The 1296-nt window shown below is 73.1% G+C and carries 1 protein-coding gene; it reads left to right on the top strand.

Annotation, left to right across the window (positions count from 1 at the left end; all coding sequences use genetic code 11):
* Positions 1-1296: amino acid adenylation domain-containing protein (locus AB0J52_RS41090; RefSeq protein WP_500188669.1), on the top strand; the 1296-nt coding region annotated here is incomplete at both ends.

Genomic DNA, 1296 nt, shown 5'->3' with positions numbered 1-1296 from the left:
CGCGCGTCCGGCCGGTTCGCTGCCGGACCTGTTCGAGGCGCGGGCGCGGCGGTCGCCGGACGCGGTCGCGGCGGTCTTCGGCGGCGAACGCCGGACCTATGCCGAACTGGACCGCCGGGCCAACCGGGTCGCGCACACGTTGCGCGCGCGGGGGGTCGGCCGTGAGGACCTGGTCGGGGTGCGCCTGGAGCGGTCGTCCGACCTGATCGCGGTCCTGCTGGGGACGTTGAAGGCGGGTGCGGCGTATCTGCCGATCGACCCGTCCTATCCGGACGAGCGGGTCGCGCTCATGCTCGCCGAGGCCGCGCCGGTCGAGGTGGTGGACGAGGACTTCCTGGCCTCCCTGGACGAGACGGAGACGCCGGTCGGCGTCGCCGTCACGCCCGGCCAGCTCGCGTATGTGATCTACACGTCGGGCTCGACGGGCACCCCGAAGGGCGTGGCCGTCACGCACGCCAACGTCACCGACTTCTGCGCCGCCGAATGCTGGCGCGACGACGTGGTGCGGCGCGTGTTGGTCCAGGCCAACCACGCCTTCGACGCCTCGACGTACGAGCTCTGGGTGCCGCTGCTGCGCGGCGGCCGGTTGGTGATCGTCCCGGCGGGACAGGTGGACGTCCGGGCGCGGGTGGCTCTGGTCGCCGAGCACGGCGTGACGAACGTGCACGCCACGGCCGGGCTGTTCGCCGCGCTGGCCGAGCAGGCCCCGGAGATGTTCGCCGGTGTCCGTGAGGTTTCCACCGGCGGCGACGTGGTGTCCCCGGTCGCCGTCCGGACGCTGCTGGAGGCGCACCCGGGCCTGGTGGTCCGCACGACCTACGGCCCGACGGAGACCACGGCGTTCACCACCGAGCTGCCCTTCACCGATTCCTCGCAGGTGGACGGCGTGGTGCCCATCGGCCGTCCGATGGACAACGCCCGCGCCTACGTCCTGGACGAGTACCTGCGTCCCGTTCCGCCCGGCGTGACGGGTGAGTTGTATGTCGCCGGTTCTGGCGTGGCGCGCGGTTACATCGGTAACCCCGCGCTCACCGCCGAGCGCTTCGTCGCCTGCCCGTTCACCCCCGAGACCCGGATGTACCGGACGGGCGACCTGGTCCGCTGGACGGGCGACGGCGTCCTGGAATTCGCCGGACGCGCCGACGACCAGGTGAAGATCCGCGGGTTCCGCGTCGAGCCGGCCGAGATCGAGGCCGTCCTGACCGCGCACGACGCCGTCGGCCGGGCCACCGTGGTGGTGCGCGAGGACCAGCCGGGGACCAAGCGGCTCGTCGCCTACGTCACCGCCGGGGCGAT

The organism is Spirillospora sp. NPDC049652, assembly GCF_040675125.1.
Taxonomy (GTDB): Bacteria; Actinomycetota; Actinomycetes; order Streptosporangiales; family Streptosporangiaceae; genus Spirillospora.
This window is presented reverse-complemented; position numbering and strand designations above follow the sequence as displayed.